Genomic DNA, 12,630 nt, shown 5'->3' with positions numbered 1-12,630 from the left:
CTCATCAGCATGCTGAAGAATGCGAAGCTTACGCGCGATCTCGCGTTGGTCCTTGTTCATGAACACCTCCTTCGTCCCAGAATTGGGAGCGTATGGGAGATGTCCCGCGAGTACCGACATATCTACAATCGGCGATGCGCCCCTACCGCGTCCGATACAAAGCAAAATCCACCAACTTCGGAATCCTTGCGACCGGGAACGACGTGGGCGACATAAGGCGACAGTAGAATATCGGGCCACTCATCATCAGGGCGGCGAGTTCGGCGTCGAAATCGGGAGGAAGTTCCCCGATTGTCACTCCCTCCCGGAGCAATGCCACCAAGGTCTGGCGTCGGGTGGCGCTATAAGTGTGCAGAAACGACGCGACCTGAGGATAGTGCTCGGCGGCGTCGATAAGCGCCGGTATCACCTTGGCAACACGCGAGTTCTCAAGGACGGATGCCAAATGCGTGAGAAGTTCGATAACGCGTGCGCGCAGTTCGTCCTGCTGTAGCGGCTCGGACCGGCGCGGCTGTAGGTTGAGCGTCTCCAGCGCGTCCGAAAGTAGAGCCATTCGGTCGGGCCAGTGTCGGTACAGAGTGCTCTTGGCAATTTCAGAATGGGCAGCGACTGCTTCCATGGTGAAGGCGCCGAAACCGCCTTGGGCCAACACGTCGAGCGCAGCTTCACGAGCGTTCGTCAGAGTCCGTTCAATGCGCCGGTCCACTTGACCCCCTTATAGAACGCTTGCGTTTCGTTACAATGTGTGAAACGCTAGCGTTCTATATTGTTAACGCAATTTAGGAAAGCAGGATGGCATCGGTACGGTACATCGTCTCTGACGTCGACGTGGCAGTGGGCTTCTACAGAGATAATCTCGATTTTAAAGTCGATATGCACAATGAGGGTAAATTCGCCGCCATGACGCGTGAGGATTTGACCTTATTTCTGAGCGCACCGGGCGCTGGCAGCGGTGGTCAAGCAGGGGGTGATCCTGCGCCGGGTGGTTGGAACCGGTTCATGATCGTGACGAATGATTTGGACGCCCTCGCAAAGAGATTGCGAGACGCTGCAGCGACGTTTCGTGGGGACGTCAGCGAAGGGGGCGCTGGCAAGGCGCTTCTTCTCGAGGACCCGTCAGGCAATGCTATCGAATTGTTCGAGTTCAAGAACAGGAAATGAAGGAGACGGGCCGCTCAAGCGGCCACTGGGCCTGGCTGACAGGAGCGGACTGGGATGCCGTACCGGCTCGTTCTGTGGTTTTCAGCCGCAGCGCTCAACGAGCGCCCGTCAACGCGACGCCTAGGCGTCAATGGAGAGGCCAGCATCACGGGCCAAAACCAGTCAGAATGCAAACGGACCGCTAACGTCGGCGACCGACCGGAACGATTGGCAGGTTTCGGGCGCCGCGCAATCCGAGCGTGAAAGTTTGAATTGGGGTCATTTCCCGTCGGTTGGCCGCTCTCACTTCCGGAACGGCTCGAACGGGGTGGAAAGCTGCCGTTAGCGTCCCGCGACGGGAACGGCAGCAATGCAAACAAAGCTGATCGCGGCTGAATGTCTGCTTATCGCTCTTGCAGGGCCAGGCGCGCACCAAGCGCACAGTAGATGCCTCCGACAACCTTGCCCTGCCATTTCAACACGGTCGGGTTGCGACGCAGGAAATTACCCAGACCGCCCGCCGCGACTGAATAGACGATCGTGCTGAAGAATCCGATCAAGGCGAACAGAACGCCAAGAATCGTGAGTTGTGCGATAACATAACCATTCTCGGGCACTACGAACTGCGGCAGGAACGCCAGGAAGAAGAGCGCAGTCTTGGGATTGAGAACTTCGGCGAGGATTGCCTGCCGGAATGCCTGCGGTGCCGTGATCGGAACCCGGCCCAGCCCGAGATCAACCGGCGCTTTCTCGATTATGCCCTTGATCCCCAGGTAAACGAGATAGGCTGCGCCGAGATATTTCACGATGCTGAACAGGGTTGCTGAGGTCGCGATGATCGCCGAGATGCCGACGACGGCCATGATCGTATGGATGATGTCTCCGACAGTGATGCCTGCGCCCGTGGCGATCCCAACCTTCGTACCGGAGGTCGTGGCGCGAGCAACAGTAAGAAGCGTCGCGGGTCCGGGGATGAAGACAAACCCCAGTACGACCAGTGAGTAGGTTATCAATACAGTTGCGTCGATCATTCCGAGACCCTTCATGCGTCTTAAGTTCCAGCAATCCATATCCCTTTTTCAAAGGCAAGTCTGAAGATCGGACATTGGTTGCATTCTGGGGAAAGCGCATGCAGGGCTCGAAGCCGCCGTTCCGCACCCGAGATGCGAACGTCCGCAAAGGCGTCGAAACCTGACACTATTTCGTTTGGCTCTCCTCAACGTCTGTCGCAATTTGTACAGATGGATCGACATCCCGCGACAGTTCCTTGAGGAACCTGTCCCCAGAAGCGAGCCGCCGGCCGAGAGTCTGCATGAAGCCATCGAAGCGTTCCATGCCCTTCGCCCGCGCCGAGGCCCGGGCGCTTTCCGGCAAGGGCGGGGTGATGGTCAGCCAGAAGCGGATGAACATCGAAAGAGTCTCACCGAGAATGGCGAGATCTTCGTCGAGCGTATCGACCTGGCGGCCGAGCCTGTCCATGCGCCGCGACAGGGCGGCCTCCATCTTCTCGGTGGTATCGCCGGAAAGGAAGGAGGCGACAGCAGCCTCGATGATCGCGGATTTCGACACCTTCCGGCGCAGTGACAGGGCCTCGACCTGTTTGAGCAGGTCGGGTTCGAAATAGACATTCATGCGCGCGCGTTTCGTCACGAGGATTCCTTCAAAGCTCGATGCCGTCATCGGGGTTCATCGATGCCTGCCGCGCGACTATCCGCATGCGCTGACGCATGGCTCGGGCCTTGGCGGCATCGACATCGGGTTCGTCGTCGAGGATTGCGAACTCCCTTGTCGGGTGCGGCGGAGGTGCGACGATTTCCTCATGCTCGGGCAATTCCGGCTCGCGGCGGATGCCTGCATTTGCCGGATCGCCTGCGGTGTCGCCGGCCGCGTTCGCCGCCGACGGGCTCGCGGACGCGATCACACGGCACGACCAGTCGTCGGATGACGAACTGGGCCTGGACGGAACGGATGCCAGATCGGGCGGCGGCAGGATGCGTTCCTGGAAGCGCGCATCCTCATAGTAGCGGGCCTTGGTCGCGCGGATCGGTGGCGTGCCCGCCACCATGATAATCTCATCGGTGGGTGGCAACTGCATGATCTCGCCCGGCGTGAGCAGCGGGCGCGCGGTCTCCTGCCGCGACACCATCAGATGCCCCAGCCACGGCGCGAGACGATGGCCCGCATAGTTGGTAGAATCGCGCAGTTCGGTCGCGGTGCCGAGCGCGTCGCTGACCCTTTTCGCGGTCCTCTCATCGTTGGTCGCAAAGGCGACGCGGACATGGCAGTTGTCGAGGATGGCGTTGTTCTGGCCGTAGGCGCGCTCGATCTGGTTAAGCGATTGCGCGATCAGGAAGCTCTTGAGGCCGTATCCAGCCATGAAGGCCAAAGCACTCTCGAAGAAGTCGAGACGGCCGAGCGCCGGGAACTCGTCCAGCATCAACAGCAGGCGGTGGCGCCTGCCGGAGGTTTCCAGTTCCTCGGTTAGCCTACGGCCCACCTGATTGAGAATGAGCCGGATCAACGGCTTGGTCCGGTTGATGTCGGACGGTGGCACGACGAGATAGAGCGTGACCGGCTCCCGGCTGCCGACCAGGTCAGCAATGCGCCAGTCGCAACGCGAGGTAACGCGCGCCACCACCGGATCGCGATAGAGGCCGAGGAAGGACATAGCCGTGCTGAGCACGCCCGACCGTTCGTTCTCGCTCTTGTTCAACAGTTCGCGGGCGGATGAAGCGATGACGGGATGAACGCCAGCTTCGCCCAGGTGCGGCGTGCCCATCATGGCGCGCAAGGTGGCTTCCACCGGGCGGCGCGGATCGGACAGGAAATTGGCGACGCCGGCCAGGGTTTTGTCCGGCTCCGCGTAGAGGACATGCAGGATCGCGCCGACAAGTAGGCTGTGGCTCGTCTTTTCCCAATGGTTCCGTTTGTCGAGACTGCCATCGGGATCGACAAGAATGTCGGCGATGTTCTGCACGTCGCGGACTTCCCATTCGCCCTGCCGCACCTCGAGCAGCGGATTGTAGGCTGAGGATTTGGCATTGGTCGGGTCGAACAGCAGGACACGGCCATGCTTCGCGCGAAAGCCTGCTGTCAGCGTCCAGTTCTCCCCCTTAATGTCGTGGACGATGCAGCTTCCCGGCCAAGTCAACAGGGTCGGGACGACCAGGCCCACGCCCTTGCCGCTGCGGGTCGGTGCGAAGCACAGGATATGCTCCGGCCCGTCATGGCGCAGGTAGTTGCGTTCATACTGGCCGAGCACCACACCGTCACGGCCGAGAAGCCCGGCGGCACGGATTTCCCGATCCTCGGCCCAGCGAGCCGAGCCGTAGGTGGCGACGTTCTTTGCTTCGCGTGCCCTGATGATCGACATGAGAATTGCGGCGGCGATGGCGATGAAGCCGCCGGACGCAGCGATGATTGCGCCCTCCACGAAGATCGCCGGCGCATAGGCGTCGAAGGAGAACCACCACCAGAAGAAGGCTGGCGGGTAATAGATCGGCCAGCCGGTCAGTTCGAACCATGGCGCTCCAAGCTGGGGCTGGAAGCTAAGGCGGAAGGCGACCCATTGCGTCGCCGCCCATATCATCACCAGAACGATGGTGAAGACGACGATGATGTGACCCCAGAGTATTCGACCTCCACGCATACCGGCTCCGATCGGAAAAAGTGATGGAGCCGAACAGAGGGCAGGCAAAAGGGGGCGGGCAACAGGAAAGAGGATGCCATGGAACTGCCGGATATTATCGGCGGCAAATTGGATGGATTCCGTCACCCCATCCCGGGAGGATAGTGGTCGGCCAGCAACTGGCCGCGCGAACCGCCGCGACGACTCATATCGCTTGCGAGGTCGAGCAGGTTTTTAAGTGTTGCGCTGCGATTGGATGGCGACCAGACGGCGGTAAAGGCAACCGGTTCGGGCTCATCGGCGACGGGCAGGAAGACGATGCCGGTCGTCGGCAGCAGCGCCGTGGCCGCCCCGGCGATGGTGATGCCGAAGCCCTGTCCGACCATGGATAACAATGTGCCGCGCCCGACATCGAAACGTTGAATCGACGGTGCAGGCCAACGCCCGGCAAAGCGCAGCACGATATGCTCATGAACCTCCGGGCCGGTGCCACCGCGACGAACAAGGAAAGTCTCGCCGACCAGATCGTCCCAGGTGATTGCTGACTGCGCGGCGAGGCGATGCCCGTCAGGCAGTACGGCAACCAGCGATTCGCTCCAGATCGGGTCGGTATGGCAGTCGGGGAGTTTGGGCTTGCCGGCGACAAACACCACGTCCAGCCGATCGGCGCGAAGCTGCATCACTGCGTCGCGGGCCATGCCTTCGGTAATCTCGACCTCAATGCCGGGGTGATCTTCCCGGTACTGCCCGATCAGTTTGGCCAGGAAGCTGCCAGGGATCAGGGCATGGACGCCGATGCGCAACCGGCCACACTGTCCAACCGCTGCCATTCCAGCGGTCTTCACCGCACTATCCAGTTGATCGACCCCTGCGGCTATCCGCTCGACGAAGTGACGCCCGGCCTGGGTCAGCCGGACGCCCCGCGTGTGACGCTCGAACAGGAGGATGCCAAGGTCTTCCTCCGGCGCCTTCACCCTGGCGCTTACACTGGATTGCGCCACGCCCAGCGCGCTAGCGGCGTGGCGGAAGTTCAGATATTCGGCGACCGCCAATGTATGAAGCAGTGACGTCATGGGGATGCGTCCGCCCAGCAAAGTTGGCGTCCGCAACGGATACCGATGGTTTCTTGCTGATGGTGATCGCCGCATGGGTCTGCGTCCCAGCGTCAGTTCGAGGATAGCGCGGTTGCCTGCTCGGAAATTGCACCTGCCCGCTCCCTCCTGGTCGTCATCATTACGAAGGCAGCGACTGCGGCAGCGGCAACGGGAACGAGCATCGCCATGCGCAGTGCCTCCAGCCGTGCCTCAACTCCGCCGTCACCGCCAAGACCGAGGACAGCAAGCGCGCCGACAGCCGAAAGCCCGAGACCGGCCCCAAATTGGAAGGAAGTGTTTACCAGACTGCTTGCAAGGCCTTGTTCATTCTCAACCACCCCGTTGGTGGCCACGATGGTGAGCGGGCCGTAGGCAAGGGCGAACCCCACGCCAAGCACTAGCATGGTCGGAAACATGGCTGCATAGGTCCAATCCAGGCCTAGACGCAGGAACAAGGCATAGGCGAGTGCAGCAAGGGCGAGCCCAACGACAATGATCCTGACATTGCCGAAGCGGTTCACCAGAACAGGTGTCAGCGTGGGTGCAAGGATCGCGTCGATGCTCACGACGATTACGGCAAGACCTGTTTGAAGCGGCGTCCATCCCAGCAGTTCTTGCAGATAGAGCGTCACGACGAATTGGAACCCGAAGAACGATCCACCAAAGAGCAGCATGGAAAGATTGGCGCGAACAAGTGAACCGGACCTCAGAATGCCAAGGCGGATAAGGGGTTCGTTCGTCCTGCGTTCAATGAGCACGAAGATCACCCACAAGGCCGCGCTCACTACGCAGGCGACCAGTGCAGTTTGATACTCCTGAGGATTTTCGAGGCGAGCGATGCCGATGGCGGCAAAGAGCATGGCTGACGTCAGCACCAGCGCGCCGATGAGATCAAACTTGCGACGTGCCTCCGGGCGATGGGCATCGGCTATGAGTTTCACAGCGAGCAGGAGGATCAGGGCAGCCATAATCGCGGGAGCAAAGAAAACCCAGCGCCAACTAATCGCTGTCAGTACTCCACCAACGACCAGACCCAAGGAGTATCCAGCCGAAGCAGCGCCCGCATAGATGAGGACGGCCTTGTTGCGCCTTGGCCCCTCGGGGAAGTTGGTGGTGATGAGCGAGAGGCCAGCCGGGGTCATGAAGGCGGCCGACATCCCGGTGATGAAGCGGGCCGCAAGAAGCATCCAGCCCTCGGTAGCGAGCCCTCCGAGCCCTGAAAGGACGACGAACACGCCGAGGGCGATCAGAAAGACACGACGCCTTCCATAGAGGTCGCAGATGCGACCGCCGAGAAGCATGAATCCTGCGTAGCCGATCACATAGGAACTGACTACAGCGCTGAGCGTCGTGGTGGAGAGTCCAAGATCAACACGAATGTGCGGCAGCGCCACGTTGAGCATCGCGATGTCCAGACCCTCCAGGAAGATCGCGCCGCATAGGACTAGAAGCGCTCCTTTCTCCTGAAGGGTCATACGTGCGGGTTCGGATGCCGACGATTGCGACACTGTGGGTGTCATGGGGTGTGTCCTCATTCATGGTTCTGGTAGAATGAGGGAACTTTTTCTTACCGGGTTCCCTCTTGTAACCCCGTAAGCGATACGGCAGGATGCAAACCCATGAAAGAAGGCACTTTAGAATTACCCGGTAACTGCCGGCTCACCTCCAACTACGACGTGCTGCAATGGGACGTTCGTGAGGGCTGCGAAGTGCGGCAAATCCTCGACAGGATTGCCGACAAGTGGTCGCTGCTGGTCATCGCGCTGCTCGACAAACGCACAATGCGCTTCGCCGAATTGCGACGCAGCATCGAGGGCATCAGCAAGCGCATGTTGACCACCACCCTACGCCAGCTCGAACGGGACGGGATCGTGGAGAGGACTGTCTATGCGACAGTGCCTCCAAAGGTGGAATATAACCTCACGCCTCTCGGCAATTCGCTGCTCGATACTGTTCAAGCACTGGTCATCTGGACGGAGACAAATCAGGTGAGGATTGCGGAAGCACGCGATCAATATGAGGCAAGGCAGAACGAAAGCGCATAGGTCAGCGCCTTGTATCGTGCCGGAGGGGACGACGTATCGGGATTTGGGGAAACTACAAACCCACCCCTCTCGGCCACCCAACTGCTACGACACCGTTCCGCCCTGCATGACAGAGGTGGTTCCAGTGCAGCCGAAAGCTCGGCCCTAAGGACAACGCCCTTAACCTGCAACTGACGAACGCTGCGGAGATTTGTCCAACAAAGCCCTCGCCTTAGATCATCGCTTGTCGACGGGGGACACGTCGTCCTCGATCCTTGCCTTCTCGAACGCGGCCTGAAGCTGTGCGAGAACCGATGGTCCTTTTGACGGATGGCCCAGGTGCAAGTTTCGCAATTCATCCATGAACTCCGACCACAGAGACGGTCCGCCTTGCTCAAGGAGTTCGGCGCGAACCGATAGGGTGTGCGTGGCCGGTGTGTGGCGCCGGCCCCACGCGCCCATGACCGCCAGCAGAGGGACAAGCTGAATTGCTGGCTCGGTCAGGCTGTAGATCGCTTTCTGGCGGTGTGACGCATCATCCGATTTGGAGAGCAACCCGACCTCCACGAGGCGGCGCAAACGATCGGCGAGAATATTGGATGCGATCCCTTCTTCGGATCGCGTTAGCAGTTCGCGAAAATGCCGGCGGCCAGCAAACATGATGTCGCGGATGACGATGAGGCTCCAGCGATCCCCTAGCACCTCAAGCGTGAGATTGATGGGACATCCCGATCGGTGCAGTTCGGCCATTCATGCTTCCTCTTCAGACCGGGACATTGACATTACTGAAGTCACTATGCAATTGGTTGCAAGTTGCAATCAGATTCGCGGATGGGACCTATGTTGCTGCATGGCAAGACAGCGGTGATCTACGGTGGTGGGGGCGCCATCGGCGGGGCGATGGCACGGACGTTCGCGCAAGAGGGTGCGCACGTGTTCATCGCCGGCAGGAGCCTGGACAAGCTTGAGCGTGTGGCCGCAGACATTCGGGCACTAGGTGGCTTGGTCGACATCGCGCAGGTCGATGCGTTGGACACATCGGCGGTCGCCGAACACACGGAGCAAATTCTAACAAAGGCGGGGTGCATCGATGTCGCCGCGAACGCGATCGGAATCGTCCATGTTCAAGGTCCGCCATTGGCCGAACTCGAACTGGACGATTTCCTGTTTCCGCTGACCGCCTACATGAAGGCCAATTTCAATATCGCAAAAGCGGTTGCCAAGCCGATGAGCGAGCAAGGATCGGGCGTCATACTCACCCTGTCGACGCCTGGATCCCGTGTCGCCGGCATAGGCTTCCTCGGCTATGGCGTGACCTGCGCCGCGACCGAGACGTTCTCACGGCTTCTTGCCGCCGAGCTGGGCGGTCGCGGTGTTCGCGCGATCTGCTTGCGCGCCGATGCGATTCCCGAGGCGCTACCGATCTCCCATGCCCGGACGGTTTTCGAGGGCTTCGCGAGCCGGGCCGGCATCACTGTCGAAGAGATGTTCACCGCGCGGGCTCGGCAAGGCGCATTGCTTCAGCGTGCACCGACTTTGCGTGAAGTGGCCGAGTTCGCTGCCTTTGCTGCGTCCGATCGCGCTGGAGCGATGACGGGAGCCATTGCGAACCTCACCTGCGGAATGGTGGTCGACTAGATGGCATGTATTGTCCTTGTCTACAGCATGTCGCTCGATGCCTATGTCGCGGGGCCGGAAGCCTCTGTCGGCCGGGCGGTGGGCGCAGGAGTCTCTTATGTCGGTTGATTTGTTTGCTGGTATTTACGTGCGAGATTACTCGACCTCGCTGCCATGGTATTGCCAACTTCTCGGCGAGCCCACTTACATAGCGACCGAGACTGAGGCCGTATGGGAGCTAGCCGAGCATCGCTCCATCTTCATCGAGCAGAGCGCGGACCATGCGGGACACTCAGTCGTTACGATCTTTCTAGACGACTTCGAGCAGCGAATCGCGGCGATTAGCGCTCGCGGCATCGAACCAATTGACCGCCTCACCTATGGGAACGGTGTTAGGAAAGCGATTTTCCGTGACCCGGACGGAAACGAGATCGGCTTCGGTGGTGCCCCGATAGGTGCCAACTAGCCCTGAAACGATTGTAAGTCGGCTCGACTCCGACCGACCAGTGAGCTGGCCGGGTAGATTGCGATCCATCGGGTTGTTCCGTCCACGGTCGCTACGCATGTTGCGCTTAGGCTGACGACGCCCCCGACAAGACTGGACAGTGCTTAGTGACGCGGAATGGCGGCACAAGCCAATCCGAGGAAGCTGGACCGGAGATATCTCACCTCGCGAACTCGTGTTCGAATTGAACCTGTCCCTAGAGGGCTCGGAGTCAACATCATCACGCGGGTGCTGGATGATCCAGGGACCGTGCGTGGGGGTGATGAGGCGACGCTCCACTACTCCTCGCTATCGACGACTTCGGAAATGATCTCGGCGCGGGTCACGAGGCCGCGCGAGGCGAGCGATTTCAGGAATGACGCCGCATCAAAGACGGCACCGGGCGCTTGAGCCCCAAAGGCGCGAACACGGCCATCCAAGATGCGCTCGACCGCTTCAATAACGAGCGGGGCGGTGAAGGCATAGATGTCCTGTCCGGATGCCGACAATCGCCGCGCAGCTGAACCGGTGCGCCCGACAACGTCCACGTGAAATTTCTGCGCGGAGCGCCCGGTCTGATCGACGGGGGCAGGAGGTGGAGTTTCGGGGTCGCGAATGTTGGCCAGAGCGTTGCTGGTCAGATAGGTTCGCAGCCGGGACAGGCGAATATGCCGGGTGATGACGGGCACCTCCGAGAAGGGCAGCTCCACGACACGCTGCCTCGAAAACGGAGCCGGAAAATCCCACTGCGCCTCCTCCAAAGGCTGAGCCAGAGGGACGAGCTCTCCGCCAGATATTTGCAGTCGTGGTGCGGTGTTCCTTCTGCCGGTCCGCCGCGTGCCTTCCGTGGGATGCCAATGATCCAGGGCGATGGCAATCGTCACGTCGCTGATGTCCGGTTCGTCCTCGACAAGTGCCGACAGCAGCAGGTCCGGGAAGCCGCCAAAGAAAGCCATGGCGGGCAGAAACACCAGTTCGGCTTCCCGAGCGGCAACGCCAAACTCTTCATAGATGGCGGCCGTACTCGCCTGCTCGGCGCTCACATCCAGATAGTGGATGCCCGCTCGCAATGCCGCCGACGCCACCGGCCTTGCCGTGTCCAGGAATGGTCCGGCACAGTTGATCACCGCGTCGACCCCGTTGAAGGCGAGGTCGAGCGACGCCTGGACATCGGCCGATGCTTCCCGCAGCTCGACCTGTTGCGGCGGGAAGCCGGCGGCAATCAGCCGGTTTCGATCCCTGCCCACGGCGACCGGCGCCGCGCCGCGCCGCAGGAGTTCGGCAACCACGAAACGACCGGTATGGCCCGCGGCCCCAATGACGGCAATCTTCCTGCTGGCGTGATGTGTCACTGCGCAACTCCGCGATACAGACCTGTCTGTTTTTCACGATACAAACCGGTCTGTACGCCGTCAATCGATATGTGATATCGAAAACCCTATGGCCCCTAGCGAACAGACTGCCCTCAAGGACCATCTTCTCGACATCGCGTCGTCGCTGTTCTACGCGCACGGAATACGTGCGGTCGGCGTCGACCTGATCGTAGCGGAGGCCGGGGTGGCAAAGACCAGCCTTTATCGCCACTTTCGCACCAAGGACGATCTCATCGCCGCGTTTCTCGGCCGTGAGGACCAGCAGTTCTGGCAGACCTGGCAGGAGGTTGCCGACCGCTACGCGGACAATGCCGGGGCGGAACTCGACGCGCATCTGGAATGGATCGGAGCGCGGCTCGCACGCCCCAATTACCGCGGCTGCCCGCAGATAAACGCCGTAGCGGAATTCTCGGACCCGAAGCACCCGGCGCGGAAAATCGCTGCGGACCACAAGGCAGAGATGCGGCGGCGGTTGAAGACGATTGCAGTTCGGCTGGGCTCCGACCGCCCCGATGAGCTGGCCGGACAACTTGCGCTTCTGATCAACGGAGCTTTCGTGAGCGCCGGAATGCTGGCGCCGGAAGAGGCCATTCCCTTGCTCCAGAATGCTGCCCGCCTGCTTCTGGCCGGACACGGATCATGACGGCATCGCATCGATTGCGGCCGTCTGTCGGCCGGTTACCGGCCAGGTATTCGCTTATTGCGGCGGAGCGGTAGCGACGTCCAGCCTCCGCGCCGCGAACGTCTGGACGATGCGCCAAACGTCACCCGCCGCTTCCTCGTGGATCCAGTTGAACCCGGCAGCAGAAATATCGCGGAAGGACCACCGGCGGGCGGGTTGGATCTCTTTTGTTGTCTCCAGCACGACCGCCTCGCCTTTCTGCCGTGCAATGAAGGTCAAGACAGCCCCGTGCATGGGCCCGATCCAGGTCGAGCGCCATCCGTCGACAGAAGCGTCATAGAAGCGCAGGCTCGTGCCATACTCATAGGCGCCGGCGTCACGCTTGCCGCGCGGAGGGACAATCCAGACGTCCTGGATTGCGCGGCCTTCCAGCACTCGGGAGAAATGCCACTCACCGTCCTCTTGCCTCACGAGATTGCCGTCTCGGCCGTACCACCGCACGACCAGCGCCCAACTGCCGAGGAACGGCTCGAAAATCCTCTGATTGTCCGGCACCTCGATATGGGCCGAAGGCGAGATCAGGGCGTCCAGAAAGGCATGTGGATCCATGAGCGTTCCGATCGTTTGGTGGGAACTGGTTTGTAGTTA

14 protein-coding genes are annotated in these 12,630 nt (G+C 60.7%); 5 read left to right on the top strand and 9 right to left on the bottom strand.

Annotated elements, in window-relative coordinates; all coding sequences use genetic code 11:
* Window positions 1-142: 142 nt before the first annotated feature.
* The gene (locus I2G20_RS16710) at window positions 143-706 is read right to left on the bottom strand and encodes a TetR/AcrR family transcriptional regulator C-terminal ligand-binding domain-containing protein (RefSeq protein ID WP_196260871.1); all 564 of its coding nucleotides are present in this window, start codon (window positions 704-706) and stop codon (window positions 143-145) included.
* An 86-nt stretch (window positions 707-792) separates the two neighbouring features.
* Here I2G20_RS16710 and I2G20_RS16705 point away from each other — a divergent pair, with 86 nt between their 5' ends.
* Window positions 793-1,161, top strand: a complete 369-nt coding sequence (locus I2G20_RS16705) for a VOC family protein (protein ID WP_196260870.1) — start codon at window positions 793-795, stop codon at window positions 1,159-1,161.
* Window positions 1,162-1,544: 383 nt separating this feature from the next.
* On the opposite strand, the gene I2G20_RS16700 is transcribed toward I2G20_RS16705, so the two are convergent.
* From I2G20_RS16700 to I2G20_RS16680, 5 genes are all read right to left on the bottom strand, one after another.
* On the bottom strand, window positions 1,545-2,171 hold the full coding sequence (locus I2G20_RS16700; protein WP_196260883.1) for a LysE family translocator: 627 nt from the start codon (window positions 2,169-2,171) through the stop codon (window positions 1,545-1,547).
* Between the two features lie 166 nt (window positions 2,172-2,337).
* Window positions 2,338-2,820, bottom strand: coding sequence for a ribbon-helix-helix domain-containing protein (locus I2G20_RS16695; protein WP_207747671.1), 483 nt, complete (start codon window positions 2,818-2,820; stop codon window positions 2,338-2,340).
* Window positions 2,801-4,789, bottom strand: coding sequence for a conjugal transfer protein TraG (locus I2G20_RS16690; protein WP_196260868.1), 1,989 nt, complete (start codon window positions 4,787-4,789; stop codon window positions 2,801-2,803). The genes I2G20_RS16695 and I2G20_RS16690 overlap by 20 nt, the downstream gene beginning before the upstream one ends.
* Before the next feature lie 122 nt (window positions 4,790-4,911).
* Window positions 4,912-5,841 carry a LysR family transcriptional regulator gene (locus tag I2G20_RS16685; protein ID WP_196260867.1) on the bottom strand — a complete coding sequence of 310 codons (930 nt, stop codon included), beginning with the start codon at window positions 5,839-5,841 and terminating at the stop codon, window positions 4,912-4,914.
* 92 nt (window positions 5,842-5,933) lie between these two features.
* On the bottom strand, window positions 5,934-7,382 hold the full coding sequence (locus I2G20_RS16680) for an MFS transporter (protein WP_207747669.1): 1,449 nt from the start codon (window positions 7,380-7,382) through the stop codon (window positions 5,934-5,936).
* 99 nt (window positions 7,383-7,481) lie between these two features.
* Between I2G20_RS16680 and I2G20_RS16675 the strand changes: the two genes are divergently transcribed.
* Window positions 7,482-7,907, top strand: a complete 426-nt coding sequence (locus tag I2G20_RS16675; RefSeq protein WP_196260866.1) for a winged helix-turn-helix transcriptional regulator — start codon at window positions 7,482-7,484, stop codon at window positions 7,905-7,907.
* 216 nt (window positions 7,908-8,123) lie between these two features.
* On the opposite strand, the gene I2G20_RS16670 is transcribed toward I2G20_RS16675, so the two are convergent.
* Window positions 8,124-8,636, bottom strand: a complete 513-nt coding sequence (locus I2G20_RS16670) for a winged helix-turn-helix transcriptional regulator (protein WP_196260865.1) — start codon at window positions 8,634-8,636, stop codon at window positions 8,124-8,126.
* Window positions 8,637-8,717: 81 nt separating this feature from the next.
* Here I2G20_RS16670 and I2G20_RS16665 point away from each other — a divergent pair, with 81 nt between their 5' ends.
* Together I2G20_RS16665 and I2G20_RS17560 are read left to right on the top strand one after the other, a co-directional pair.
* Window positions 8,718-9,524 carry an SDR family NAD(P)-dependent oxidoreductase gene (locus tag I2G20_RS16665; RefSeq protein WP_246473147.1) on the top strand — a complete coding sequence of 269 codons (807 nt, stop codon included), beginning with the start codon at window positions 8,718-8,720 and terminating at the stop codon, window positions 9,522-9,524.
* A gap of 97 nt (window positions 9,525-9,621) precedes the next feature.
* On the top strand, window positions 9,622-9,969 hold the full coding sequence (locus I2G20_RS17560) for a VOC family protein (protein WP_196260864.1): 348 nt from the start codon (window positions 9,622-9,624) through the stop codon (window positions 9,967-9,969).
* A 317-nt stretch (window positions 9,970-10,286) separates the two neighbouring features.
* Here the strand turns inward: I2G20_RS17560 and I2G20_RS16655 are convergent, their stop codons facing one another.
* Entirely contained in the window at window positions 10,287-11,339 is a 1,053-nt protein-coding gene (locus I2G20_RS16655) for a saccharopine dehydrogenase family protein (protein WP_343070360.1), read from the bottom strand.
* An 88-nt stretch (window positions 11,340-11,427) separates the two neighbouring features.
* Here I2G20_RS16655 and I2G20_RS16650 point away from each other — a divergent pair, with 88 nt between their 5' ends.
* The gene (locus I2G20_RS16650) at window positions 11,428-12,003 is read left to right on the top strand and encodes a TetR/AcrR family transcriptional regulator (RefSeq protein ID WP_196260863.1); all 576 of its coding nucleotides are present in this window, start codon (window positions 11,428-11,430) and stop codon (window positions 12,001-12,003) included.
* Between the two features lie 54 nt (window positions 12,004-12,057).
* Here the strand turns inward: I2G20_RS16650 and I2G20_RS16645 are convergent, their stop codons facing one another.
* Window positions 12,058-12,591, bottom strand: coding sequence for a hypothetical protein (locus I2G20_RS16645; protein ID WP_196260862.1), 534 nt, complete (start codon window positions 12,589-12,591; stop codon window positions 12,058-12,060).
* Between the last annotated feature and the right edge of the window lie 39 nt (window positions 12,592-12,630).

It is taken from the genome of Pelagibacterium limicola (genome assembly GCF_015694405.1).
In the GTDB taxonomy this organism is placed as follows: Bacteria; Pseudomonadota; Alphaproteobacteria; order Rhizobiales; family Devosiaceae; genus Pelagibacterium; species Pelagibacterium limicola.
The sequence above is the reverse complement of the archived record's forward strand: the minus strand, read 5'-3'. Positions and strand labels throughout refer to the sequence as shown.